Annotated in this window: 20 protein-coding genes; 7 read left to right on the top strand and 13 right to left on the bottom strand. The window is 73.4% G+C overall.

Going from position 1 to position 23,949, the window contains the following annotated elements; all coding sequences use genetic code 11:
• Positions 1 to 140 precede the first annotated feature (140 nt).
• From ACWDXC_RS23645 to ACWDXC_RS23670, 6 genes are read left to right on the top strand one after another with little or no spacing between them, the layout of a single operon-like run.
• Positions 141 to 2,102, top strand: coding sequence for a protein kinase domain-containing protein (locus ACWDXC_RS23645; RefSeq protein ID WP_449985390.1), 1,962 nt, complete (start codon positions 141 to 143; stop codon positions 2,100 to 2,102).
• A 10-nt stretch (positions 2,103 to 2,112) separates the two neighbouring features.
• Complete coding sequence (locus tag ACWDXC_RS23650) at positions 2,113 to 4,056, top strand: protein kinase domain-containing protein (RefSeq protein WP_449985393.1); 1,944 nt, start codon at positions 2,113 to 2,115, stop codon at positions 4,054 to 4,056.
• Positions 4,053 to 4,883: an AraC family ligand binding domain-containing protein gene (locus ACWDXC_RS23655; RefSeq protein ID WP_449985395.1), complete on the top strand. Its 831-nt coding sequence runs from the start codon at positions 4,053 to 4,055 to the stop codon at positions 4,881 to 4,883. Before ACWDXC_RS23650 ends, ACWDXC_RS23655 begins: the two co-directional genes overlap by 4 nt.
• Positions 4,884 to 4,905: 22 nt before the next feature.
• Complete coding sequence (locus ACWDXC_RS23660) at positions 4,906 to 5,568, top strand: AzlC family ABC transporter permease (protein ID WP_364172255.1); 663 nt, start codon at positions 4,906 to 4,908, stop codon at positions 5,566 to 5,568.
• On the top strand, positions 5,565 to 5,876 hold the full coding sequence (locus tag ACWDXC_RS23665) for an AzlD domain-containing protein (RefSeq protein ID WP_219502330.1): 312 nt from the start codon (positions 5,565 to 5,567) through the stop codon (positions 5,874 to 5,876). Before ACWDXC_RS23660 ends, ACWDXC_RS23665 begins: the two co-directional genes overlap by 4 nt.
• A 9-nt stretch (positions 5,877 to 5,885) precedes the next feature.
• Complete coding sequence (locus tag ACWDXC_RS23670) at positions 5,886 to 7,319, top strand: protein kinase domain-containing protein (protein WP_449985399.1); 1,434 nt, start codon at positions 5,886 to 5,888, stop codon at positions 7,317 to 7,319.
• A 4-nt stretch (positions 7,320 to 7,323) separates the two neighbouring features.
• On the opposite strand, the gene ACWDXC_RS23675 is transcribed toward ACWDXC_RS23670, so the two are convergent.
• From ACWDXC_RS23675 to ACWDXC_RS23685, 3 genes are read right to left on the bottom strand one after another with little or no spacing between them, the layout of a single operon-like run.
• Positions 7,324 to 8,253, bottom strand: coding sequence for an RluA family pseudouridine synthase (locus ACWDXC_RS23675; RefSeq protein ID WP_449985401.1), 930 nt, complete (start codon positions 8,251 to 8,253; stop codon positions 7,324 to 7,326).
• The gene (gene lspA, locus ACWDXC_RS23680) at positions 8,237 to 8,827 is read right to left on the bottom strand and encodes a signal peptidase II (protein ID WP_308125667.1); all 591 of its coding nucleotides are present in this window, start codon (positions 8,825 to 8,827) and stop codon (positions 8,237 to 8,239) included. Before lspA ends, ACWDXC_RS23675 begins: the two co-directional genes overlap by 17 nt.
• Entirely contained in the window at positions 8,791 to 9,183 is a 393-nt protein-coding gene (locus ACWDXC_RS23685) for a TraR/DksA family transcriptional regulator (RefSeq protein WP_449985404.1), read from the bottom strand. The genes lspA and ACWDXC_RS23685 overlap by 37 nt, the downstream gene beginning before the upstream one ends.
• 432 nt (positions 9,184 to 9,615) lie before the next feature.
• Here ACWDXC_RS23685 and ileS point away from each other — a divergent pair, with 432 nt between their 5' ends.
• Positions 9,616 to 12,765 carry an isoleucine--tRNA ligase gene (gene ileS, locus ACWDXC_RS23690; protein ID WP_449985407.1) on the top strand — a complete coding sequence of 1,050 codons (3,150 nt, stop codon included), beginning with the start codon at positions 9,616 to 9,618 and terminating at the stop codon, positions 12,763 to 12,765.
• 319 nt (positions 12,766 to 13,084) lie between these two features.
• Here the strand turns inward: ileS and ACWDXC_RS23695 are convergent, their stop codons facing one another.
• From ACWDXC_RS23695 to murG, 10 genes are all read right to left on the bottom strand, one after another.
• Positions 13,085 to 13,720 (bottom strand): MBL fold metallo-hydrolase, encoded by a 636-nt coding sequence (locus tag ACWDXC_RS23695; protein ID WP_449985409.1) that lies wholly within the window; start codon positions 13,718 to 13,720, stop codon positions 13,085 to 13,087.
• Between the two features lie 99 nt (positions 13,721 to 13,819).
• Positions 13,820 to 15,931 (bottom strand): hypothetical protein, encoded by a 2,112-nt coding sequence (locus ACWDXC_RS23700; RefSeq protein WP_449985411.1) that lies wholly within the window; start codon positions 15,929 to 15,931, stop codon positions 13,820 to 13,822.
• Between the two features lie 62 nt (positions 15,932 to 15,993).
• Positions 15,994 to 16,860, bottom strand: a complete 867-nt coding sequence (locus tag ACWDXC_RS23705; RefSeq protein WP_219502314.1) for a DivIVA domain-containing protein — start codon at positions 16,858 to 16,860, stop codon at positions 15,994 to 15,996.
• A 107-nt stretch (positions 16,861 to 16,967) separates the two neighbouring features.
• A complete protein-coding gene (locus ACWDXC_RS23710; protein WP_049564087.1) occupies positions 16,968 to 17,261 on the bottom strand; it encodes a YggT family protein in 294 nt (97 codons plus the stop codon).
• 80 nt (positions 17,262 to 17,341) lie between these two features.
• The gene (locus tag ACWDXC_RS23715; RefSeq protein ID WP_049564089.1) at positions 17,342 to 17,842 is read right to left on the bottom strand and encodes a cell division protein SepF; all 501 of its coding nucleotides are present in this window, start codon (positions 17,840 to 17,842) and stop codon (positions 17,342 to 17,344) included.
• Positions 17,843 to 17,981: 139 nt separating this feature from the next.
• Complete coding sequence (locus ACWDXC_RS23720; protein WP_449985416.1) at positions 17,982 to 18,674, bottom strand: YggS family pyridoxal phosphate-dependent enzyme; 693 nt, start codon at positions 18,672 to 18,674, stop codon at positions 17,982 to 17,984.
• A 168-nt stretch (positions 18,675 to 18,842) separates the two neighbouring features.
• The gene (gene ftsZ, locus ACWDXC_RS23725) at positions 18,843 to 20,363 is read right to left on the bottom strand and encodes a cell division protein FtsZ (protein ID WP_449985419.1); all 1,521 of its coding nucleotides are present in this window, start codon (positions 20,361 to 20,363) and stop codon (positions 18,843 to 18,845) included.
• Positions 20,364 to 20,705: 342 nt separating this feature from the next.
• Positions 20,706 to 21,368: a cell division protein FtsQ/DivIB gene (locus ACWDXC_RS23730; protein ID WP_449985421.1), complete on the bottom strand. Its 663-nt coding sequence runs from the start codon at positions 21,366 to 21,368 to the stop codon at positions 20,706 to 20,708.
• An 86-nt stretch (positions 21,369 to 21,454) separates the two neighbouring features.
• Complete coding sequence (gene murC, locus ACWDXC_RS23735) at positions 21,455 to 22,867, bottom strand: UDP-N-acetylmuramate--L-alanine ligase (protein WP_364172276.1); 1,413 nt, start codon at positions 22,865 to 22,867, stop codon at positions 21,455 to 21,457.
• Complete coding sequence (murG, locus tag ACWDXC_RS23740; RefSeq protein ID WP_449985424.1) at positions 22,864 to 23,940, bottom strand: undecaprenyldiphospho-muramoylpentapeptide beta-N-acetylglucosaminyltransferase; 1,077 nt, start codon at positions 23,938 to 23,940, stop codon at positions 22,864 to 22,866. Before murG ends, murC begins: the two co-directional genes overlap by 4 nt.
• Between the last annotated feature and the right edge of the window lie 9 nt (positions 23,941 to 23,949).

Here is a 23,949-nt window from a genome sequence, read left to right on the forward strand (position 1 = left end):
AAGTCATGTCTGAACCTTACACCCGTCATCCACCTGCCGGGACATCGTTCCCGAATGGTGGACTGGCCTTCCGGCGAGTCGCCGTTGATCCGTGCCTATGGGAGTATTTCTTGGCCGAGAGGGAGGGTTTGAGGCCGTTGATGTCGGATCGCAAGCAGGACGGACGCCGCATCGCCGGCCGGTACCACCTGCAGGAGCCCATCGGCAAGGGCGGCATGGGCATCGTGTGGCGCGCCCATGACGAGCTCCTTGACCGCACCGTCGCCGTCAAGGAAGTCAGGTACGCCGCCGCCCTGGGTGACGAGGTGCAACTGCTGAACCGGCGGACGATGCGCGAGGCGCGGGCCGCCGCCAGGTTCGAGCATCCGAACGTGATCGTCGTGCACGACGTGATCGAGGAGGACGGCCGGCCCTGGATCGTCATGCAGCTCGTCCAGTCGCGCTCGCTCGGCACCGTGATCAAGCAGGACGGCCCGCTGCCCCCCGCCCGCGTGGCGGAGATCGGCCTGGCGGTGCTCGACGCCCTGCACCGCGCGCACGAGTCCGGCGTGCTCCACCGCGACGTCAAACCCGAGAACGTGCTGCTGGCCGACGACGGCCGGGTGGTGCTGACCGACTTCGGCATCGCCACGCTGGAGACCGAGACGCAGCTGACCGTGACGGGCCTGGCGGGCACCCCGGCGTTCATCGCGCCGGAGCGGCTCAAGGGCCTGCCCGCGCGGCGCGAGTCCGACCTGTGGGCGCTCGGCGCGACGCTCTACACCGCCGTGGAGGGACGCTCCCCGCACGAGCGCGGGATGGCCCTGGCCACCATGCACGCGGTGCTCACCGACGAGCCCGACCCCGCCCCGCACGCGGGGCCGCTGGCGCCGGTGATCGCGGGCCTGCTGGCCAAGGAGCCGGTGCAGCGGCTCACGTACGAGGAGACCGCGCGGATGCTGCGGCGGATCAGCCAGTCCGGCGGCGGCGAGCCCCGGGCGGTCCCCCGCGCCGACCCGCCCACGCGGGTGCAGCCGGCGACCCGGGTGCAGCCTGCGACGCGGGTTCAGCCCGCGATCGAGGACGACATGCCGACGGACCCGAACCTGGCGCCCGTCCGGCCCGCGCAGCCCGCGCGGCCCGTCCCGCCCGCGCGGCCGTCCCGTCCCGCGCCCTTCGCCGAGACCGGGGCGCGATTCCCCGAGCCCGGCGCCAACCGTCCCCAGGGCGGCTCCCGCGCGGCCGAGACCCGCGCCCGCCACGACGACCGCGACGGCGGCTTCCCCGAGGCGGGCGGCGCCGGCCGCGCCCCGCGCGAGGTCGAGGAGCGCCGCCCGGAGAGCGAGTCGCTGTTCGCCGAGGCCGCCGACCGGTTCGGGCCCGCGACCGCCGACCCGGTGACCGGCGACCCGACGCGGCTGAGCGGCGACGGCAAACGGCAGGCCGTGCCCGTGGTGGTCGCCGTCGTCGCCGTCGTGCTGATCGCGGCCGTAGGCGGCTATCTCGGCCTGCGTTCCACCGCCGGCGACACGCCGGAGGAGCAGCAGACGGCCGCCGCGAGCACCGCCGCCACGCCCGGCGGCACCGGGTCGCCGGCGCGGCCGTCGTCCGAGCCGCCGAGCACCGCCCCCACCCCGTCCGAGACCGCGGAGAAGGAGGAGGACCCCGCCTCCGCCCTGCCCGACGGCTGGAAGCTCTACAAGGACAAGAAGCTCGACTTCACCATGGCGCTGCCCAAGGGCTGGGAGGAGTTCAAGCGCGAGGGCAACCAGGTCTTCTTCCGCGGCCCCGGCGCCGCGTCCAACGCCTTCGTGTCGGTCGACCGGTCCCCCAACCCGGGCTCCGACCCGTACAAGGACTGGAAGAAGCAGGAGAAGACGGCCCGCTACGGCTTCGGCGGCTACAAGCTCATCGGCATCAAGAAGGTCGACTACCAGAAGGCCGCCGCCGACTGGGACTTCACCTGGCGCACCAACACGGGCCTGACCCGGGTCCGCAACCGCGGCTTCGTCACCGAGAACGGCCGCGGCTACGCGATCTACTGGCACAACCTCAACAGCCGCTGGAAGAAGGACTACCACTTCTTCGAGACGTTCTGCGCGACGTTCAAACCCGACCAGTAGGCTGCGGGCGATGGACAGGCAGGTCGGCAACCGCTACCGCCTCATCGAGCCCATCGGCGAGGGCGGGATGGGCGTGGTCTGGCGCGCCCACGACCAGCTCCTCGACCGCACCGTCGCGATCAAGGAGGTCCGCTACACGGGCGTCGGCGACGCCCAGCGGGCCGCGCTCAACCGGCGCACCATCCGGGAGGCGCGGGCGGCGGGGCGGCTGGACCACCCCTCGGTGATCGTCGTCCACGACGTCGTCGAGGAGGACGGGCGGCCGTGGATCGTCATGCAGCTCGTCCGCTCCCGCTCGCTCGCCGAGACGATCCGCGACGGCGGGCCGCTGCCGGCGGCGCGGGTGGCGGCGATCGGCGCCCGCGTCCTCGACGCGCTGCGCGCCGCGCACGCCACCGGGGTGCTGCACCGCGACGTCAAGCCCGAGAACGTGCTGCTGGCCGACGGCGGCCGGGTGGTGCTGACCGACTTCGGCATCGCCGCCGTGGAGACCGACGCCGGGCTGACCGCGACCGGCGGGCTGGTGGGCACGCCCGCGTACATGCCGCCGGAGCGCCTCAACGGCGAGGCCGCGCGGCCCGAGTCGGACCTGTGGTCGCTGGGGGCGACGCTGTACGCGGCGGTGGAGGGCGCGCCGCCGTACCGGCGCGACACGTGGGCGGCCACCGTGGCGGCGATCCTGCGCGACCCGCTGGTGCCGCCGGCCCACGCCGGGCCCCTCGCGCCCGTCATCACCGGGCTGCTGTCCCGCGACCCGGCCACCCGCATGCCCGCCGCCGAGGCGGCCCGGCTCCTGGAGTCGATCGCCGCCCGGCCTCCCCACCCGGGCCCCGTCCCCGGGCAACCGGCCGGAGGGGCGTACCCGGGGGTCACGCCCTCCCCGGCAGGTGCGCCCCCGCATGGGGGCGCGCCCGCCTATGACGGCACACCCGATCATGGGGGCGTGCCCGCCTATGACGGCACACCCGGCCAGGGCGGCGTGCTCGCCCACGGCGGCGCGCCCTCTCAGGGCGGCGGGTCCTCCCAGGGCGGCTCACCTGCCCCTGGCGGCGCGTCCTCCTGGAGTGGCGCGCCCCTTCAGGGCGGTGGGGCCGGTCGTGGTGCGTCCCACAGTGGGGCGCCCGCCCAGGGAGGGGCGTGGCGCGAGGAGACGGCCGGTCAGCACGGCGGGATGCCGACCGGGGGCGTGCCGGGCGGGGACACCGTCCCCGTGCCCCAGGGACGGCGGTGGGCGGGCATCGGCGTGGCCGTGGTGGCAGCGGCGGCCCTGGGCGCGGGCGGCGTGCTGGTGGCCCTGGAGCTGAGGTCGCCGGGCACGGACGTCGCCGCCCAGGCCACGCCGACCGGCGCCTCGACCGGCATCTCGGCGGACAACCCGACAGGCAGCCCGGCAGGCGACCCCACGGGTGCCCCGACCAGCACCCCGACCGGCAGCTCGGCCGAGCCGACCGCCTCGGCCTCCGGGGAGCCCACGGCCACCGGGTCCGCGCGCCCGCCCGCCGGGTGGCGGACGTACCGCAACGCCGCCGGCGGGTTCTCCATCGCCCTGCCGCGCGGCTGGCGGGCCGCCAAGAGTCCCACGCGCGACAGCGTCACCCTGTCCGGCCCCGGCACCGCCGGGAAGATGGTCGTCGAGTGGACCGTGCCCGAGGTGCGCCACAGCACCCCGGAGGCGCACTGGCGGGCGCTGGAGCGGGAGATCAGGGACAAGGGCGAGTTCCCGGGCTACCGGCGGATCGGCATCAGGCCGCTGACGTACCTGGGGGTCCCGGCGGCCGACTGGGAGTTCGTAAGGCCGCGTGACGGCGACCTGCTGCACGTGGTGAACCGGGGTTTCCGCACCGCCGACGACCGCCCGTTCGCCCTCTACTGGGAGACGTCCCACAGCCGGTGGGAGCGCGACAAGCACTACGTCGAGGCGTTCCTGCGCACGTTCCGCCCGGTGCCGAGGTGAAGGAGCAGGCGCGGTTCTGGCGGCATCCGGCGGTGCCGGAGGTCGACCTGCTCAAGGCCCGGTACGTCACCCACCGCTTCTCGCGGCACGTGCACGACGGTTACGCGATCGGCGTGATCACGTCCGGGGTGGAGGAGTTCGACTACCGGGGCACGCTGCACCGGGCGGCGGCGGGTGAGATCGTGCTGGTCAATCCCGACTCGATGCACACCGGCCAGGCGGGCGTGGAGGACGGCTGGTCGTACCGGATGCTCTACCCGACGGTGGAGGCGGTCGCGGAGGTCGCGGCGGAGCTGGGCGTGACATACGGGACGCCGTACTTCCCGCAGCAGGTGGTGGGCGACCGGGAGATGGCGGCGGCGCTGGCGGCGGCGCACCGGGCCGCGGAGGTGGGCGACCGGCTGGCGGCCTCGACGCTGACGCGGACGCTGTTCGCGGGGCTGCTGACCCGGCACGCGGCGGGGCGGCCGGCGGTGGCGCTGGCGCCGGAGGGGCTGCGGGCGGTGCGGGAGGCGATGGGCGTGCTGCGCGAGCGGCTGGTGGACCCGCCGGCGCTGGAGGACCTGGCGCTAGCGGTGGGGGCCAGGCCGTTCCCGCTGCTGCGGGCGTTCAAGGCGGCGACGGGGCTGCCGCCGCACGCCTATCTGACGTCGCTGCGGGTGCGGCAGGCGCGCCGGCTGCTGCGGTCGGGCATCCCGGCGGCGCGGGTGGCCGCCGACGTGGGCTTCACTGACCAGGCGCACCTCACCCGGCACTTCAAGCGGATCGTGGGCGTGCCGCCCGCGGCGTACCAGCGGGCCGCAGGAACGTACAAGAAACACGGCTGACCTGCCCATACCCTCGTATGACATGGAAAGAACGACATATCGCTCGGCCGCGATCCGGGACGGCCTGGGGGTGGGCCTGGCCGTGGGCCTGTCGGGCGTCGCCTTCGGCGCGGCGGCGATCACCGCGGGCCTGAGCGTGCCGCAGGCGTGCGTGCTCAGCCTGCTGGCCTTCACCGGGGCCTCGCAGTTCGCGCTCACGGGCGCGGTGGGGGCGGGCGGCGACCTGGTCGCCGCCGCGTCGGGGGCGCTGCTGCTGGGCGGCCGCAACACGCTGTACGGGCTGCGCCTGGCCGACCTGCTGGGGGTACGGGGGCCGCGCAGGCTGGTGGTCGCGCACGGCGTCATCGACGAGACCACGGCCGTGGCGCTGGCCCAGCCGTCGCCGGAGGCGTCCCGTACGGGCTTCGTGACGACGTTCGCCACCCTGTACGTGACGTGGAACATCACGACACTGGCCGGGGCGCTCGGCACGTCGGCGCTGGGCGATCCGGGCATGCTGGGGCTGGACGTGGTGGGGCCGGCGACGTTCCTGGCGATCCTGTGGCCGCGCCTGGCGGGCAGCGGCGAGCTGCGGCTGCTGGCGGCGGCCGGGGCGGGGATCGCGCTGCTGGCGACGCCGTTCCTGCCGCCGGGGGTGCCGGTGCTGCTGTCGGCGTTCGCGGTGCTGGTGGTGATGGCGCGATGACGCTGTGGTGGGCGATCGCGGCGGTGTGCCTGGGCTGTTACGCGCTCAAGCTGGCCGGGCTGGCGGCGCCGCGTCAGGTGCTGGACCATCCGGCGGTGCGGCGCTTCGCCGAGCTGGTGCCGGTGGCGCTGCTGTCGGCGCTGATCGCCGTGCAGACGTTCACGGCCGACGGGGCGCTGGCCTTCGACCTGGCCAGGACGGCGGGGCTGGTGGCGGCGGTGGTGGCGCTGGTGCTGCGGGCGCCGTTCCTCGTGGTGCTGATCGCGGCGGCTGCCACAACCGGGGTTGTCAGGCTCTTTCTCGGGTAGGCGGCCCGCATGTCCGATTCTGCGGGGATTGTTGGGGGCCGCTACCGGCTGGTGCGGACGATCGGCCGTGGCGGCATGGGCACCGTGTGGCAGGCGCACGACGAGGTGCTCGGCAGGGACGTGGCCCTGAAGGAGGTGCTCCCGCCCCCCGAGCTGACAGGGCCGGAACGCGAGGTGTTCACCACCCGGACGTTCCGCGAGGCGCGGGCGGCCGGGCGGGTGGCCCATCCGTGCGTGGCGGCGGTCTATGACGTGCTGGAGGAGCACGGGCACCCGTGGATCGTGATGCAGCTCGTCCGCTCCCGCACGCTGGGCGAGCTGGTGCGCGACGACGGCCCGATGTCCCCCGCCGAGGCCGCGCACCTGGGGCTGCAACTGCTGGAGGCGCTGCGGGCCGCGCACACGGCCGGGGTGCTGCACCGTGACGTCAAGCCCGACAACGTGCTGCTGACCGAGGACGGCCGGGCGGTGCTGACGGATTTCGGCATCGCGACCACCGAGGACGAGGCCCCGGTCACCCGCACCGGGATGCTGATCGGCACCCCGGCGTTCATGGCGCCGGAGCGGGCGGCGGGCGGGCAGGCGCGCCCGGAGTCGGACCTGTGGTCGCTGGGCGTGACGATGTACGTCGCGGTGGAGGGCCACTCCCCCTTTCACCGCTCGAACGCGCTGGCCACGCTGGGCGCGGTCATGCACGCGGAGCCGGCTCCGCTGGCGCGGGCGGGGGTGCTGGCGCCGGTGCTGCTCGGGCTGCTGCGCAAGGACCCGGCGGAGCGGATGTCGCTGGAGGAGGCGGAGGCGCGGCTGACGGCGATCATCGCGGGCAGCCCGCCGGAGCCGACGGGGCCCGTCCCGGTGCCGGTCCCGGCGCCGCAGGCCGAGCCGCCGCCGGGGCGTACCCGGCCGCCGCTGCTCGCGCTGGGGGTCGGGTCGCTGCTGGTGGCGCTGGTGACGGGCGGGTGGGCGTGGTGGTCGAACCGGCCGCCGGAGACGGCCAGACCGCCCGCCGTGCCGGCCGTGGTGAGCACGCCCAGCTCCGCCGGGCCCGCCGAGCCCTCCTCCCCCGCCGACGCGCCGTCGTCGTCCCCGCGCTCCGGCCTGCCGCCCACCGGCTCCGACCCCACGTACGCGACACCGCGCGACGAGGAGACCGGCGAGCAGGCGAGACCGTCGGAACGCCCGTCGGACCGCAAGCCCGACCCGAAGCCCACGAAGTCCCCCAAGCCCAGCGACTCCGCCGACCCCCAGGAGCCGGAGAACCCCGAAGGCACGGACGAGCCGGACGGCCCGTCGCCGACCAAGCCCGGTCAGGTGGACCCGGAGCCGGACGGCGGCGACCAGGCGCAGGCCCCGCTCGAGAAGCCCGGCGACTCCGGCAACTCCGGCAACTCCGGCAACTCCGCGAAGTCCGCCAAGAACGCGAAAAAGGCGGAGAAGACCTGACCGGCTACGACTCGGCGCGCACGACGTCGAGCGCGTGGCGCAGGTCGTCCGGGTAGTCGGTGGTGAACGACATCCACTCGCCGCTGGAGGGGTGCTCGAACCCGAGCGACACCGCGTGCAGCCACTGCCGGGTGACGCCCAGCCGGGCGGCGATCGTCGGGTCGGCGCCGTACATGAGGTCGCCGACGCACGGGTGGCGCAGCGCGGACATGTGCACCCGGATCTGGTGGGTGCGGCCGGTCTCCAGCTTGATGTCGAGCAGCGAGGCCGCCCGGAACGCCTCGATCGTGTCGTAGTGGGTGATGGACAGCTTGCCGCCCGCGACCACCGCGAACCTGCCGTCACCCGAGGGGTGGCGGTCGATCGGCGCGTCGACGGTGCCCCGGAACGGGTCGGGATGCCCCTGGACCAGCGCGTGGTAGCGCTTGTCGACGGTGCGCTCCTTGAAGGCGCGCTTGAGGAAGGAGTAGGCGTGCTCGCTCTTGGCCACGGCCATCGCGCCGGTGGTGTTGGCGTCGAGGCGGTGCACGATGCCCTGCCGCTCGGCCGCGCCGCTGGTGGCGATCGTGTGGCCGGCGCCGAGCAGGCCGCCGATCACGGTCGGGCCGGTCCAGCCGACGGTCGGGTGGGCGGCGACGCCGATCGGCTTGTTGACCACGACGATGTCGTCGTCCTCGTACACGATCGTCATGCCGGGGACGGGCTCGGCCACCGGCATCGGGGTCGCCACCGGAGGCGGCAGCGTCACCTCCAGCCAGGCTCCGGCGTGGACCCGGTCGGACTTGGCCGGCTCGCGGCCGTCGACCATGACCTCCCCGGCGCCGATGAGCTCGGCCGCGCGGGTGCGCGAGAATCCGAACAGCCGGGAGAGCGCGGCGTCGAGCCGCTCGCCCTCCAGCCCGTCGGGCACGGGCAGGCTACGCTGCTCGGCCACTCTTGCCCTCCCTCGTTCCGTCGATCTGGTAGCCACGCCAGGCCAGGACGACCGCCACGATGCCGCCGCACACGATCGCCGAGTCGGCGACGTTGAACACCGGGAAGTAGTCGATCACCGGGAAGTTGCCGGGCAGCACCTCGACGAAGTCGACCACGTGCCCCTGGAACTGGGTGGACCTGCCGAAACCGGAAGGGTAGCGCAACAGCCGGTCGGTGAGGTTGCCGAGCGCGCCGCCCAGCAGCAGCCCGAGCGTGATCGCCCAGGGCATGCTGCGGAGCTTGCGCGCCGTGCGGATGATCGCGACGACCACGCCGGCGGCGATGAAGGTGAAGACGAACGTCATCCCGGTGCCGATGCTGAAGGCGGCCCCGGAGTTGAAGATCACCCGGAACTGCAGGACTCCCGGGATGACGACCAGCGGCGGCTCGCCCTCCAGCGTCCGCAGCACCACCGTCTTGGTGACGAGGTCGGACACGTACAGGACGGCCGCCAGGCAGGCCAGGACCGCGATCAGGCGGCCCCGGCGCCCGCCTGCTACCGGCGTTCCTCCTTCTGCTTGCAGGCCACGCACAGCGTCGCCCTCGGGAACGCCTGAAGGCGTTCCTTGCCGATCGGCTTGTGGCACGATTCGCACACTCCATAGGTCCCTGCGTCGATCCTGGCGATCGCACGTTCGTTCTGCGCGACCAGGTCGCGTGCATTCAGGGTAAGGGCGATCTCGCGTTCCCGCTCGTACGTCTTGGCGCCGGCGTCCGCCTGGTCGTCGCCCGCTCCCTGGGTGACGTCACCCGAGGCGATCTCCGTCTCGTGGCGGCGGATGTCGGCGTTGAGCTCGTCGATCTCCGTCTGCAGCCTGCCGCGTACCTCGGCCAGCTCCTGTTTCGACCACATCGACGGTGTTGCGGTGGTCTGCGTGACTGCCACCATGGCTGCCTCCATGCTGATCAAGGCCGTGAATGGTGCGGGCAGCTTAGGTCTCCGATAACGGAACGGCAAACGACCCGCCGGACGGTTTACCTCTGCCGTACTATCCCGCCCCGCAGTTCTCACTCCTGCTCAGTGGACTCCATTCCCACAACTTTGTCGCTTGCAGGCACTTCCCCGGCACGGGGAAAGGCGGAAGCGACCGGCCTCCGCTCTGCGTTAAGGTGTGAAGCTGCAAGGCGTTGATGGGGCCCTCGTGTGAGGGATATCACCCCGGAGCCGCCGGAAGAACGGCTCGCCTCGAGCTCACTAGACCCGGCAGCAGCCAAACGAAGAGGGCCCCTCAGGGGCCAAGAAGGGTGGTACCGCGGAGCCCGTGCGGCTTCGTCCCTTCACGCCGGTCCGTCCAGTCGACGCGTGGAGGTCCCACCCGAAATGTCTTCGCCATCATTCCGCTCTCTTCCCGCGCAGGTCGACCTGCCCGCGCTCGAGCGCGAGGTCCTGGACCGCTGGCGGGACGGGAAGATCTTCGAGCGCTCGATCCAGCAGAACGAGGGCAACCCGTCCTGGGTCTTCTACGAGGGCCCGCCCACCGCCAACGGCCTGCCCGGCGTGCACCACGTCGAGGCGCGCGTGTTCAAGGACCTGTTCCCGCGCTACAAGTCGATGCGCGGCTTCAGCGTCCCCCGCAAGGCCGGCTGGGACTGCCACGGCCTGCCCGTCGAGGTCGGCATCGAGAAAGAGCTCGGCCTGTCCGGCAAGCGCGACATCGAGGCCTACGGCATCGCCGAGTTCAACGCCAAGTGCCGCGAGTCCGTGCTGCGCCACGTCGACGCGTTCGAGCAGCTCACCGAGCGGATGGGCTACTGGATCGACCTGTCGACGGCCTACCGGACCATGGACCCGGCCTACGTCGAGGCCGTGTGGTGGTCGCTCAAGGTCGTCTTCGACAAGGGGCTGCTGTTCCGCGACTTCCGCATCACGCCCTACTGCCCGCGCTGCGGCACCGGACTGTCCGACCACGAGCTGGGCCAGCCCGGCGGCTACGAGACCGTCACCAGCCCGTCGGTCTACGTCCGCATGCCCGCGACCTCCGGCCCGCTGGCCGAGCTGGGCGCCTCGCTGCTGATCTGGACCACCACGCCGTGGACGCTGGTGTCCAACACCGCCGTCGCCGTGCACCCGGACGTCACGTACGTCGCCGCCCGCACCGCCGACGGCGAGGTGCTGGTCGTGGCCGAGCCGCTGCTGACCGCCGTGCTCGGCGAGGACGCCACGGAGCTGGCTCGCTTCACCGGCCGCGAGCTGGAGCGCACCACGTACGAGCGGCCGTTCGAGCTGGTCGACATCCCCGACGCCCACTACGTGGTGCTCGGCGACTACGTCACCGTCGAGGACGGCACCGGCCTGGTCCACCAGGCGCCCGCCTTCGGCGCCGACGACATGGCCGTCATCAAGCGCTACGACATGCCGGTCGTCAACCCGATCGGCCCCGACGGGCGCTTCCTGGACGACGTGCCGATGGTCGGCGGCGTGTTCTTCAAGGACGCCGACGAGCGGCTGACCGACGACCTGCGCGGGCGCGGGCTGCTGTTCCGCGGCGGCCACTTCGACCACAGCTACCCGCACTGCTGGCGCTGCCACACGCCGCTGCTCTACTACGCGCTCCCGTCCTGGTACATCCGCACCACCGCGGTCAAGGACCAGATGCTGGCCGAGAACGCCCGCACCAACTGGTATCCCGACACGGTCAAGTGGGGCCGCTTCGGCGAGTGGCTGCGCAACAACGTCGACTGGGCGCTGTCGCGCTCGCGCTACTGGGGCACGCCGCTGCCGCTGTGGGTGTGCTCCGCCGACGAGAGCCACGTGACCTGCGTCGGCTCGCTGGCCGAGCTGGGCGAGCTGGCCGGGCAGGACCTGTCGGCCCTCGACCCGCACCGGCCGTTCGTCGACGACGTGGCCTTCCCCTGCCCGACGTGCTCGGCCGAGGCCCGCCGGGTGCCCGACGTCATCGACGCCTGGTACGACTCCGGCTCGATGCCGTTCGCCCAGTGGGGCCGCCCCGGCAAGCCCGAGGGCGTCTACCCGGCGCAGTTCATCTGCGAGGCCACCGACCAGACGCGCGGCTGGTTCTACTCGCTGATGGCCGTGGGCACGCTGGTGTTCGGGCAGTCCTCGTACGAGAACGTGCTCTGCCTGGGGCTCATCCTGGCCGAGGACGGGCGCAAGATGAGCAAGCACCTGGGCAACATCCTGGAGCCGATGCCGCTGATGGACCAGCACGGCGCCGACGCGCTGCGCTGGTTCATGGCCTGCTCCGGCTCGCCGTGGGCGGCCCGCCGGGTCGGCCACAACGCGCTGGAGGAGATCGTCCGCAAGGTCCTGCTGACCTACTGGAACACCGCCTCGTTCTTCACCCTGTACGCCAACGCCGAGTCGTGGTCGCCCGCCATGCTCGCCGACGCCCCGCCGGCCGCCGAGCGCCCGCTGCTCGACCGGTGGGCGCTGGCCGAGCTGCACCGCACGGTGGCCGAGGTCACGGCGGCGCTGGACGAGTACGACACCCAGCGGGCCGGGCGCAGGCTGGCCGAGTTCCTCGACGACCTGTCCAACTGGTACGTGCGCCGCTCGCGCCGCCGGTTCTGGCAGGGGTCGCGGGAGGCGTTCGCCACCCTGTACGAGTGCCTGGAGACGGTCACGCGGCTGATGGCGCCGATGACGCCGTTCGTCACCGACTACCTGTGGGACGTGCTGCGCGGCGAGGACGCGCCCTCCTCGGTGCACCTGGCCTCCTGGCCGGCCGTGCGCGAGGACCTGCTCGACCCGGCGCTGTCGGAGCGGATGGCGCTGGTGCGGCGGCTGGTGGAGCTGGGCCGCTCGGCCCGCGCCTCCTCCGGCGTCAAGACGCGTCAGCCGCTCGGCCGCGCCCTCGTCGGCGCGCAGGGCTGGCCGTCGCTGCCCGGCGAGCTGCGCGACCTGGTCGCCGACGAGCTGAACGTCCAGACCCTGGAGGACATGTCCGGCTTCAGCGCCGATCTCGTGTCCTACACGGTCAAGCCGAACTTCCGGGCGCTCGGCAAGCGGTTCGGGTCGCAGACCAAGCTCGTGGCCGCCGCCGTGGCCGCCGCCGACGCCACCGCGCTGGCCCGAGGGCTGCGCTCCGGCGCCGCGGTGACCGTGGACGCGGGCGAGCTCGGCCAGGTCGAACTCGGACCGGACGAGGTGATCGTCACCGAGCAGCCGCGCTCCGGCTGGGCGGTGGAGACCGGCGCCGTCGACACCGGCACCGGCGAGACGGTCGCGCTCGACCTGGAGCTGACCGACGAGCTGCGCCGCGCCGGGCTGCTGCGCGAGGTCATCCGCCTGGTGCAGGACGCGCGCAAGTCGAGCGGCCTGTCCATCACCGACCGCATCGACCTGTGGTGGACGGCCTCGGGCCCGGACCTGGCGCAGGCGCTGCGCTCGGGCGGCGGCTCGGTCGCCGACGAGGTGCTGGCCTCCTCGGTCACCGAGGGCGCCGAGCCCGGCCTGCCCGAGCACACCGACGCCGACCTGGGGCTCACCTTCCAGCTCCGCCGCGCCTGAGACGTCCCGCGTTCCCCCGGGCGGTGGCAGGCCTGGCCCACCACCGCCCGGGGGAACGCCTGCCTTGCCGGCCGACCCGGGCCGCCGCAGGGCTGGGCCCAGCGCCCGTTCGCCTCCCCGCGCCCTCCCCCGAGGCCGCGCGCTCCTCTGGGGCCGTGCCCTCCCCCAAGGCCGCGCCCTGCCCCTTGCCTGCCGCGCCCTCCCCCGAGGCTGCACCCTGCCCCTTGCCTGCCGCCGCCTCCCCCAAGGCCGCGCCCTGCCCATGGGGCCGGCTCCCGCCTGAGGTCCGTGCGGGCGTGGAGCGGTAGGGAGCCGGGGGTCAGAGGTCCACGGTGCCGCCCACGGGCAGGCGCCGGATGTCCGCGCCCAGGCCGTCCCGCTCGCTCTCCAGCACGCCGTCGAGCACCTTCAGCCCCCACGCGTTGAGCAGCCCGTCATGCACCGCGAACGCCCTGCGCGGCCGCATCGCCCGCAGGTAGCCGATCAGGTCGGGCACCGTCATCCACGGCGCCTGCCCCGGCACCAGCAGCGTCGGCACGTCCACCACGGTGAGCGCGTCACCCGGGTGGAACACCTCCCCGTCGACCAGGAACCCGACGTTGCCCACCGGCGGCACGTCGGGGTGGCTCACATGGTGCCGCTCCCCCACGACCGCCACCTCGAACCCGGCCGCCTTCACCACGTCACCGTCCCGCACGACCTGCACCCGGTCGGCGAGCTCCGGCAGCTTCCGCGCCACGGCCTCACAGGTGTAGATGACGAGGTCCGGCTTCTCCTCGACCGCCGCCCGCAACCGATCGGCGTCGAAGTGGTCCCAGTGCTCGTGCGTGACCAGCACCGCCTCCGCCCCGGCGAGGGCGGCGGGGTCCGGCATGATCATTCCTGGGTCGATGACCAGTGCCCGCGAATCCTTCTCCAGCCGTACGCAGGCATGTCCGTACTTGGTGAGCCTCATGCGCCCATCCTGCCGCCCGTACATCGCCTCGCACGCCCGGCTTCGCGCACAGCTCAACCCGCCGTGCGCCCTCTCGGACGCGGGGCGGTGTCGTCGACGTCAGCCGACGGTCTCGCGCTCGTTCTGGCAGACCGAGCAGCTCGTCAGCCCGGACGCCTCGGCCTGCGCCTGCGTCATGGTCTCCACGCCCGAGTCGCCGGCGCCCTGGATCAGCGGGCACGCGGTGCTGTGGTAGCGCCGGGTCCCGACGATGACCTTCACCGTCCCGCCGCCGTTCTTGCCCTGGGCAGCGGCGGCCTCGCGGCCCTTGCCCGCGGCACTTCCCTTGGCGGACTCCGCCGACGAAACCGGGCGCCCCGGACCAGCGGACTCCCCCGCCGTCCCGGCCGCCTCTTCCTCGGCTGTCCGAGGCTGCGTCTTCCCCTTGCCCGCGCCGGAGGCACCGCCCTCCGCGGCCCCCTTCCCGGCCCCACTGTCCGAAGCGGCCCCGCCCTTGGCAGCGGCACCCTTGGGCGCGGAGGCGCCCGTGGGAGCGGTCCCCTGGGAACCGCCCGTCGGGCCGGTCTCCTTGGAGTCACCGGCCGAGCTTGGCCCCTTGGGGGCGTCGGCCGGGGCAGCGCCCTTGGAAGTGCCCGCCGGGGCTGCGCCCTTGGGGGCATCGACCGGGGCGGCGCCCTTGGACGTGCCAGCCGGGGCGGCACCCTTGGACGTGCCAGCCGGAGCAGCGCCCTTGGGGGCGCCGGCCGGGGCCGCACCCTTGGAAGCGCCCGCCGGGGCGGCGGTCTTCGCGTTGCCTGTCGAGGGGCCGTCGGCCGGGGTGGCGTTCTTGGAGCTCGTGCCGGAGGGCAGGGGGCCGCTGGGGCGGGCCGATTCCGCGGACGACGCCGGGCGGTCCGGCGCGTCACCCGCTGGGGAGCCGGGCCGGGCGCCGCCGGCGGCGGGTCGCCTGACCCCGCTGGGCGGCGTCATCTCGGAGGCCGCCTCAGCCTGGCGGGACGTACTGGAAGCGGACGGGCCGGAAGAGGACGGGCCGGAAGAGGACGGGCCGCCCGACGCGCTGGGCCGCTCCGTGCGGCCCGGGGCGGCGGCGGGAGGCTGCGGGACCGGCGTGCCGTCGGCAGTGACGCGCGGCTGCGGCTGGGTGTCGGGATCGCGGTCCGCCGGGCCGGATGCGCGTTCGGCGGCGTGGTCGGTGGCGGGCCGCCCCGGCTTGGCGCCGGGCAGCGGGAGGGAAGTCCTGGTCTCCGTCTCGTCCTCGTCGGAGGCCGTGGCGCTGCCGCTGGGACGGGAGCCGGAGGGGGTGTCGTCAGGCTTGGCGGCCGGGCGGGCGAACCAGCCGGACGCGCTCTCACCGTCCTCGGCGGGCGAGGCGGGCGAGGCGGACGGGCCGTCGGCAGGCGCGGGGCGGCCCTCGGCGGGCGAGGCGGCTGCGGCGTCGGCACGCGACCCGGTCGCACGCTCATCAGGCGAAGCGGGCGATGCTGACGAGCCCGGCGACGCGGATGAACCGGACGGGGCGGGGGTGGAAGCCTGGGGACCGGACTTCGGCGGGGCGACCGGGGAACGCAGGTCGCGCGTGGGTTCGGCGGGTTCGGCCAGATGTGCGGCGGAGACCGCGGGCTCGGGGTCGGCGGCAGGCGGCAGCTGCCGTCCGCCGAGCGCGGCGTCCGGGAGGCAGGCGGTGCAGGGCGTGAAGCCCTCCTCCCGCGCCTCTTCGTACGTGAGCTCCTCGTGATCCCGTCCGGCGAGCTGGCGGCATCCCGGCACGTGGTAGCGCCTGCGTCCGGGAATGACCAGCACGATCGCGTCCGGGGAGATCCCTCCGGCCGTCGCGGGGCGGTGCGTCGCGGGTGCCTGCGCGGGCCGGGCCGCGGGCGCGGGCACAGGTGCGGGCATCGCCGGAGTCCGCTGGTACGGGTGCGGACCGGACGGCTGTTGTGTCCCCATCGGGGTCCCCATCGAGGTCCCTGCCGAGGTCGTCATCGGGCCGGTGCGGGTGTGCGGCGCCCCGGGGGGCACGAGCCCTGCCGGAGGGGGGGTGGCCGGCGCAGCGGCCTGCCCACCACCGGGGAACAGCTCGTGACGCCGCAGCAGCGCTCCGATCACCAGGAACAGCGCCGACAGCACGCTGACCACGATGGACCACATGATCAGGAACGGCTTGGCCAGTACGAAGCCCGCGATCAGCAGCACGACCGCCGCGAGCACCAAACCAGCACTGATAAGGATCACTAGGGGCTCTTTCGAGTGACGGGTCCGGTCGACCCGTTACTTTACCGGCGGTCGTTGTGGGGACCGTCACCGCCGGGGAAGGCGCCCTGCGGAGCCTCGCCGCCGAACGGGTTCTGGCCACCGGGCAGAGGCTGCTGACCACCCTGAGGCACGGCGTGCGACATGGCGGGAGCGCCGGGACCGCCCGACATGACCGGGAACCCGCCGCTGCCCTCCGCGGAGACGTTGAGCTCGGCGAGCTGGTTCTCCAGGTAGAGCTTGAGGCGGCTGCGGTATTCGCGTTCGAAGCTGCGCAGCTCCTCGACCTTGCGCTCGAGCTCGTCGCGGGTCTGGACGAGGGAGCCCATGGCCTGACGGTGGCGCTCCTGGGCGTCGCGCTCGAGCGTCTCGGCGCGGGCGCGGGCGTCGCCGATGACCTGCTCGGCCTGGCGGCGGGCCTTGGTGAGGATCTCGTCGGCCTCGCGGCGGGCGCGGGTGACGGTCTCGTCGGCCTCGCGGCGGGCGTCGGCGATCGCCTGGTCGGCGGTCTGCTGGGCGAGGGCGAGAACGCGGGCCGCGGTGTCCATGTTGTCCTCGGCGGGAGGCATGTTCATGGCCACGGGAACCGGCTGGGGCTGCGGCTGCGGCTCGGGGGCCCGCATGGGCTCCGGCTGCGGCGGCTGCATCATCTCCGGCTTGGGCTGCTCCTGGACCGGCGCGGAGGCCATGGGCATGTTCATGCCCCCAGGCACCTTGCCGCGCAGGCACTCGGCCAGCTTGGCGCGCAGCTCCTCGTTCTCCTGGATGAGGCGGTCAAGCTCGGCCTCGACCTCGTCGAGGAACGCGTCGACCTCTTCCTCGTCGTAGCCCGGTCGCAACCGGGTCGTGCTGAACTGCTTGTTCCGCACATCAGCGGGCGTAAGCGGCATCTTTTGGTCTCCTTGGCGCGCTTTGGAGTCTGTCCGGAGGGACGGTAACCCGAATCACTTCAGCGCGGACACGAGTTGGATCACGACCTGTGCCCCGCGGCCCCCACTCATCGGCCGCCGAACGATCCTACGATGTTGATCAGCAGCAGGACGATGATGAAGAGGACAGTGAAGCTTAGGTCAAAGGCCACCGTACCCAACCGGAGCGGGGGAATGAAACGGCGGAGGAACTTGAGAGGCGGGTCGGTTGCGGTGTATGTGGCTTCGGCGAGCACGAGGACGACCCCTGAAGGCCGCCACTGCCGGGCGAAAGCCTGCACTGTCTCGAAGATCATCCGGCCGATGAGCAGCACCAGATAAAGAGACAGGACGACGACCAAGATCTGGCTTACGATCCCCACGGTCCGGCCGTCCCTCCACTTCCGATGTGTCCGCCCGGTCTCGGGGAGACCTGGTTGGATCCGATAGGCATACAGAGACTCTAACTCTGGTTGAAGAACCCGCGTTCCGCGATTCGAGCCTTGTCCTCGGCGGTCACCTCGACATTGGCAGGGGACAACAGGAACACCTTGTTGGTAACACGTTCAATGCTGCCATGTAGCCCGAAGACCAGACCTGCCGCGAAATCGACCAGCCGCTTTGCGTCGCTGTCAACCATTTCCGTCAGGTTCATGATGACCGGCGTGCCGTCGCGGAAGTGCTCGCCGATGGTCCGGGCCTCGTTGTACGTCCGGGGGTGGAGGGTCGTGATGCGGGCCAGATCGGTCGTACGGCGCTCCAGGACGGTCGTGGCGGGCCTCGGCGCGGGGACCCCGGGCTCGGCCTCCTCCTCACGGTCCTGGACCGTTACGGGACGTTCCTCGCCGGTTCGCGGCCCGTCGTCCTCGTAGGTGTACTCATCCGTGTAGGGCTCGTACCTCTCGTAGCGGTCGTCCTCCACGAGACCGAGGTAGACCGCCATCTTGCGCATCGCGCCGGCCATCGCTAAGTCGTCCTCCTGCTCATGGTCGCACTCGCTCGGGCCTGTCGCCGGGCCCGAGGCGGTAGCCGTACCCCCTTGGAGCTCACCGCTGATCGACCTCTACCGGATCGCGGGCCTTGAAGACCCACTTGAGGGGACATTACCTGACGAAGAGCTTGCGGCGGCCGAGCAACGCCGTACCGATCCGCACATGTGTGGCGCCGTGCGCGACGGCCTCGGCCAGATCGTCGCTCATACCCGCCGAAATCATCGTGGCACGTGGATGCCGGTCCTGTACGGCCAGCGCCACTTCGCGCAGCCGCGCGAACGCCGCTCCCGGGTCCTCCCCCAGCGGCGCCACGGCCATGACGCCGCCGAGCCACAGGCCCGGCGCGGCGGCGATCTGCGCCGCGAGCTCGGGCACCTCGGCGGGACGGGCGCCGCCCCTGGCCGGATCGTCGTCGAGCGCCACCTGGACCAGGCAGCCGACCTCGCGGCCCTGCCGGACGGCCTCGCGGCTGATCGCCTCGACCAGCCGGAGCCGGTCGACGGAGTGGATCACGTCGGCGTAGCCGACGACGGAACGGACCTTGTTGGTCTGCAGCTGACCGACGAAGTGCCAGGTCAGCGGGAGCCCGGCGCACTCACGCGCCTTGGGCGCCGCCTCCTGGTCCCGGTTCTCCGCCACGTCGCGCAGGCCCAGCTCGGCCAGGATGCGCACGTCGTCGGCCGGGTAGGTCTTGGTCACGGCGATCAACGTCACTTCGCCCCGGTCACGCCGCGCCGCCCGGCACGCCTCCCCGATGCGTCCTTCGACCTCGGTGAGGCCCGAGGCGATCTCTTCCCTTCGCACGCCTCTCCTTCCTGTGCGCCCCCATCCTCCCGCACCCGGCTCCCCGCCACGGCCCCGCCCCCCTGGTGGGAACGGTCCGCGGTCACGTACGAGAAGAGGGCCACAGGCCCCTGGCACAGCGGCGCCGCTCCCCTGGGACGGACGAGGGAGCGGCGGGGGCCTGCGGTGCTACTTGAGGAAGTCGGGGACGTCGAGCTCCTCCTCCTGCTCCTCGAAGACCACCGGCCGACGTTTGGCGGGCTCCGACATGCGGGAGGTGATGGGCGTGGGCGGGTTGGCGGGCTCCGGGGTGGGCCGCGGGATGGAGACCGGGCCGGGCTGGTCGTCCTGGCCGGCGGCCGGCTCCTGGGCGCTCTCGGCAGGCCGGGCCGGCTCCGGGCGGGGCTCGGGCCGGGGCTCCGGCCTGAAGTCCGTACGGGGCGGCTCGGGGCGCGACTCGGGCCGGAAGTCGGCACGCTGCTCCGGACGCGACTCGGCGCGGGGCTCGGGGCGCGGCTCGGGCCTGAAGTCGGCACGCTGCTCGGGACGCGACTCCGGGCGGAACTCGGCGCGGGGCTCGGGACGCGGCTCGGGCCTGAACTCGGCGCGCGGCTCCGGGCGGAGCTCCGGCCTGGGCTCGGGCTTGACGGCGGCCGGTGGCGTGCTGGAGCGCGCGGGCGGCGGCACGGGCGGCGCGGCGGGCTGCGCCGGCGCCTGGGCGGCGGGACGCGCCTGCGGGCGCGGCAGCGGCTTCTCGGCCGGCGGCAGGTCGTCGAAGCCCGCGGCGATCACGGTGACCCGCACCTCGTCGCCGAGCGCGTCGTCGATGACCGTGCCGAAGATGATGTTGGCGTCGGGCGCGGCCGCCATGGAGACGAGCTGCGCCGCCTCGTTGATCTCGAACAGGCCGAGGTCGGAGCCGCCCGCGATCGACAGCAGCACGCCGTGGGCGCCGTCGATGCTGGCCTCCAGCAGCGGGCTGGAGACGGCCATCTCGGCCGCCGCGACCGAGCGGTCGTCGCCGCGCGCGTGGCCGATGCCCATGAGCGCCGAGCCCGCGCCCGACATGACCGACTTGACGTCGGCGAAGTCGAGGTTGATCAGGCCGGGCGTGGTGATCAGGTCGGTGATGCCCTGCACACCGGAGAGCAGCACCTGGTCGGCCGCCTTGAAGGCGTCCAGGACGCTGACCTGCCTGTCGGAGATCGACAGCAGCCGGTCGTTGGGGATGACGATGAGGGTGTCGACCTCGTCGCGCAGCGTCTCGATGCCCGCCTCGGCCTGCATGGCGCGGCGGCGGCCCTCGAAGCTGAACGGCCGGGTGACTACGCCTATCGTCAGCGCGCCCAGCGATCTGGCGATGTTGGCCACGACGGGCGCGCCGCCGGTGCCGGTGCCGCCGCCCTCGCCGGCCGTGACGAAGACCATGTCGGCCCCCTTGAGGACCTCCTCGATCTCCTCCCGGTGGTCCTCTGCCGCCTTGCGGCCGACGTCGGGGTTCGCCCCCGCGCCGAGGCCGCGCGTGAGCTCGCGGCCCACGTCCAGTTTGACGTCGGCGTCACTCATCAGCAGCGCCTGGGCGTCGGTGTTTATCGCGATGAACTCGACGCCCTTGAGTCCCTCTTCGATCATCCGGTTGACGGCGTTCACTCCGCCGCCGCCGATGCCGACGACCTTGATGACCGCGAGGTAGTTCTGCGGTGCTGCCACGACGAGGGGCCTTTCCGCTCGTTGACTTGCCATTTCGGTGCGGATTTCTCCGCGTCTTGTCAGTTCGGGTAACTCTCAACCTCAAGTTGAGATTTAGATTTATGTCAACCTGAGATTGATACGGACAGTAGGAGTTACGCTCCGCGCGGGTCAACTAACCGCGCCGCAAGCACGTCCGGCGTGTCGCGGGCTGTCCGTTTCGCTCCGTGGTCACGCCTGGTCGGGGGCCTCCACCGCCGTTACCCGGGGTACAGGCTCTCACGGCGGGAGGCCCGCGACGGACAGGCTCGGCGGTGCCGCGGCCCCGAGTTTGGCCGCCCGGGTGACCATGAGGGCCGATCGTCACCTGAGCGTCACCACGTCGGGCGAGCTCACGTCGTAGACCTCGGCCTCGCGCCGCAGCATGCTCGCCAGGATGCGCGCCTTGGCCTCCGGGCGGTCGACGCCGCCCCAGATGACCGTGCGGCCGTCGGAGAGCGTCAGCGTGACGTCCTCGGCCGTCGTGGCGGCCACCTGGCGCACCCGCCCGGCCAGCTCCCCCGGCAGCCCCTCGACGACCTTGAGCGCCGCCATGGTGGCCGGGTCGCCCGCCGCCGGCGCGGCGACCTTCAGCACGGGCAGCAGCGGCGGCGCGACGTCCTGCACCTCGATGACCACGCCGAGCTTGTCGATCAGCGCGACCTGGCTCCCGGCGGGCACCTGGGCGACCGGCTCGCGCTCGGCGACCTCGATGCGCAGGGTGCCCGGCCAGACCCGGTCGACCTTGGCGCCGGCCACCTGCCTGATGGCCTGCACCCGGGCCTGGACGCCGGCCAGGTCGACGGTCGCCAGCGGGTGCAGGTCGGGGACCTGGGCCGCCTGCCTGATCCGGTCGGCGGGCACTGTGACATTTCCCACGATCTCCACCGATCGCACGCCCAGCACCGGCGAGAAGAAGATCAGCCACGCCGCCGTCCCCACCACTCCGGCGGTGAGCAGCACCAGGAACACCTTCCGCGCCTTCATCGCCCTCCCCGCGTCACCCTGTGACCCCCGAACCTACGCCGCCGGCCCGGGGGACGCCGTGGCGCCACGCCCGCGTGTCAGCCGTGTCAGCCGCCCGACAGGCGGGCGACGATCTGCGGGCCGAGCTCGGTCACGTCGCCCGCGCCCATCGTCAGGACGACGTCGCCGGCCCGCGCCCGCGCGGCCACCAGCGCGGGCACCGAGGCGCGGTCGGGCGCGTAGGCGACCCGCTCGGCGGGCAGCGGCACCCGCCCGGCGACCAGCGCGCCCGACACGCCCGGCTCGGGGTCCTCGCGGGCCCCGTAGACGTCGAGCACGATCGCCTCGTCGGCCAGGCCGAGCGCGGCGCCGAACTCGTCGGCGAAGAAGCGGGTGCGCGAGTAGAGGTGCGGCTGGAAGATCGCGATGACCCGGCCGTGGCCGGAGTAGGAGGCGACCACGTCGCGGGCGGCCCGCAGGTCGGCGGCCAGCTCGGTCGGGTGGTGGGCGTAGCTGTCGAACACGGCCACGCCGCCCGCCTCCCCCTTGGCCTCGAAGCGCCGCTTGGCCCCGGTGAAGGCCGCCAGGCCGTCCCTGATCTCCTCGAAGGGCAGGCCCAGCTCGTCGGCCACGGCGATGACCGCGGTGGCGTTGAGCGCGTTGTGGGCGCCGGGAACGGCCAGCCGCACCTCGCCGCCGCGCCCGCCGGGGCCCTCGACGGTGAACACGGTGCCGAACCCGTCGGGCCGCACGCCGGAGATCCGGTAGTCACCCTGCTCGCCGTAGGTCACCACGCGCAGCCCGCGCGCCCGCGCCTGGGCGGCCACCTCGGCCGCGCCGGGGTCGTCGGCGCAGGAGACCAGCAGCGAGCCGATCCGCTCGGCGAACCGGGCGAAGCTGTCGTGCACGGCGCGCGGGTCGCCGTAGTTGTCCAGATGGTCGGCCTCGACGTTGGTCACCACGGCGATCTCGGGCGCCAGCATGAGGAACGAGCCGTCGCTCTCGTCGGCCTCGGCCACGAACACCTGCCCGGACCCCTCGTCGGCGCCGAGCCCGGTGGTGACGAGCTGCCCGCCCACGCAGTAGGACGGGTCGGCCCCGCACTTCTGCAGGGCGACGGTGAGCATCGAGGTGGTGGTGGTCTTGCCGTGGGTGCCGGCGATGGCCACGCCGGTGCGCCCGGCCATGACGGAGGCCAGCGCGGCTGCCCTCGGGATGACCCGCAGCCGCTGCTTGAGCGCCTCGCCCAGCTCGGGGTTGGAGTCGCGGATGGCGGTGGAGACGACGACGGTGTCGACGTCGCGGATGTGGGAGGCGGCGTGGCCGATGTGCACGGTGGCGCCCAGCTCGCGCAGCTCGGTGACCTGCTCGCCGCTGCGGGCGTCGCTGCCGGACACGCGCACGCCGCGCTTGAGCAGGATGCGCGCGATGCCCGACATGCCCGCGCCACCGATGCCGATGAAGTGCACCCGGCCCAGGTCTTCTGCGGCTACGGGATCGACCAGCTTGACGAGGCTCATCGGGCTATCTCCAACACTTTCCTGGCGAGTATGAGGTCGGCGTCCTTCCTCCCCAGTCTGGAGGCGGCCTCCGACATGGCGGCGACCCGCTCGGGGTCGTGGAGGACGGGCAGCACGTGGTGGACGATCCATTCGGCGGTCAGCTCGGCGTCGTCGACGAGCAGCCCGCCGCCGCCCGCGGTGACGCGCTCGGCGTTGAGCCGCTGCTCGCCGTTGCCGTGGGGCAGCGGCACGTACGCGGCGGGGAGCCCGACCGCGGTCAGCTCGGCGCAGGTGAGCGCCCCGCTGCGGCACACCGCCAGGTCGGCGGCGGCGTAGGCGAGGTCCATGCGGTCCACGTACGGGAGCAGGACGTACTGCGGGTCGCCGGGCGGCGGCTCGTGGTCGACGGTGTTCTTGGGGCCGATGACGTGCAGCACCTGGACCCCGGCGCGGCGCAGCGCGGGGGCGGCGGCCAGCGCGGCCTCGTTGATCGAGCGGGCGCCCTGGGAGCCGCCGAACACCAGCAGCGTGGGCCGGTCGGTCTGCAGCCCGAACCACGAGCGCGCCTTGTCGCCGGTGGACAGCCGGTCGAGCTCGACGATCTCGCGGCGCAGCGGGGTGCCGATGAACTCGGCCTTGCCGATCGAGCTGTCGGGGAAGCCGGTGAAGACGTGGTCGGTCAGCCGGGCGCCGAGCCGGTTGGCCAGGCCGGGGCGCGGGTTGGCCTCGTGCACGACGATGGGCACGCCGCGCCGCTTGGCGGCCAGGTAGGCGGGGGTGGCCACGTAGCCGCCGAAGCCGACCAGGACGTCGGCCCCGACCCGGTCGAGGACGGCGGCCATGGCGTTGACCGCCCCGGCGAGCCTGCCGGGGACGGTGAGCAGCTGCGGGGTGATCGCCCGGGGCAGCGGCACGGCGGGGACCAGCTCCAGCTCGTAGCCGCGGGCCGGGACCAGGCGCGTCTCCAGCCCTCTGTCGGTGCCCACGCAGGTGACGCCGACACCCGGATCGAGGCGGCGTAGCGCGTCGGCCAGGGCGAGAGCCGGCTCGATGTGCCCGGCCGTCCCGCCACCGGCGAGGACCACCCTCATGTCGGTCAC

The sequence above is a fragment of the Nonomuraea sp. NPDC003214 genome (genome assembly GCF_053590035.1).

Excerpts from the sequence above, each read along its gene's own strand:
- ACWDXC_RS23645 (WP_449985390.1), top strand. The coding sequence starts at position 141 with ATGTCGGATCGCAAGCAGGACGGACGCCGCATCGCCGGCCGGTACCAC.
- ACWDXC_RS23650 (WP_449985393.1), top strand. The coding sequence starts at position 2,113 with ATGGACAGGCAGGTCGGCAACCGCTACCGCCTCATCGAGCCCATCGGC.
- ACWDXC_RS23660 (WP_364172255.1), top strand. The coding sequence starts at position 4,906 with ATGGAAAGAACGACATATCGCTCGGCCGCGATCCGGGACGGCCTGGGG.
- ACWDXC_RS23665 (WP_219502330.1), top strand. The coding sequence starts at position 5,565 with ATGACGCTGTGGTGGGCGATCGCGGCGGTGTGCCTGGGCTGTTACGCG.
- ACWDXC_RS23670 (WP_449985399.1), top strand. The coding sequence starts at position 5,886 with ATGTCCGATTCTGCGGGGATTGTTGGGGGCCGCTACCGGCTGGTGCGG.
- ACWDXC_RS23685 (WP_449985404.1), bottom strand. The coding sequence starts at position 9,183 with ATGGTGGCAGTCACGCAGACCACCGCAACACCGTCGATGTGGTCGAAA.
- ileS (WP_449985407.1), top strand. The coding sequence starts at position 9,616 with ATGTCTTCGCCATCATTCCGCTCTCTTCCCGCGCAGGTCGACCTGCCC.
- ACWDXC_RS23695 (WP_449985409.1), bottom strand. The coding sequence starts at position 13,720 with ATGAGGCTCACCAAGTACGGACATGCCTGCGTACGGCTGGAGAAGGAT.
- ACWDXC_RS23705 (WP_219502314.1), bottom strand. The coding sequence starts at position 16,860 with ATGCCGCTTACGCCCGCTGATGTGCGGAACAAGCAGTTCAGCACGACC.
- ACWDXC_RS23715 (WP_049564089.1), bottom strand. The coding sequence starts at position 17,842 with ATGGCCGGCGCGATGCGCAAGATGGCGGTCTACCTCGGTCTCGTGGAG.
- ACWDXC_RS23730 (WP_449985421.1), bottom strand. The coding sequence starts at position 21,368 with ATGAAGGCGCGGAAGGTGTTCCTGGTGCTGCTCACCGCCGGAGTGGTG.
- murC (WP_364172276.1), bottom strand. The coding sequence starts at position 22,867 with ATGAGCCTCGTCAAGCTGGTCGATCCCGTAGCCGCAGAAGACCTGGGC.
- murG (WP_449985424.1), bottom strand. The coding sequence starts at position 23,940 with ATGAGGGTGGTCCTCGCCGGTGGCGGGACGGCCGGGCACATCGAGCCG.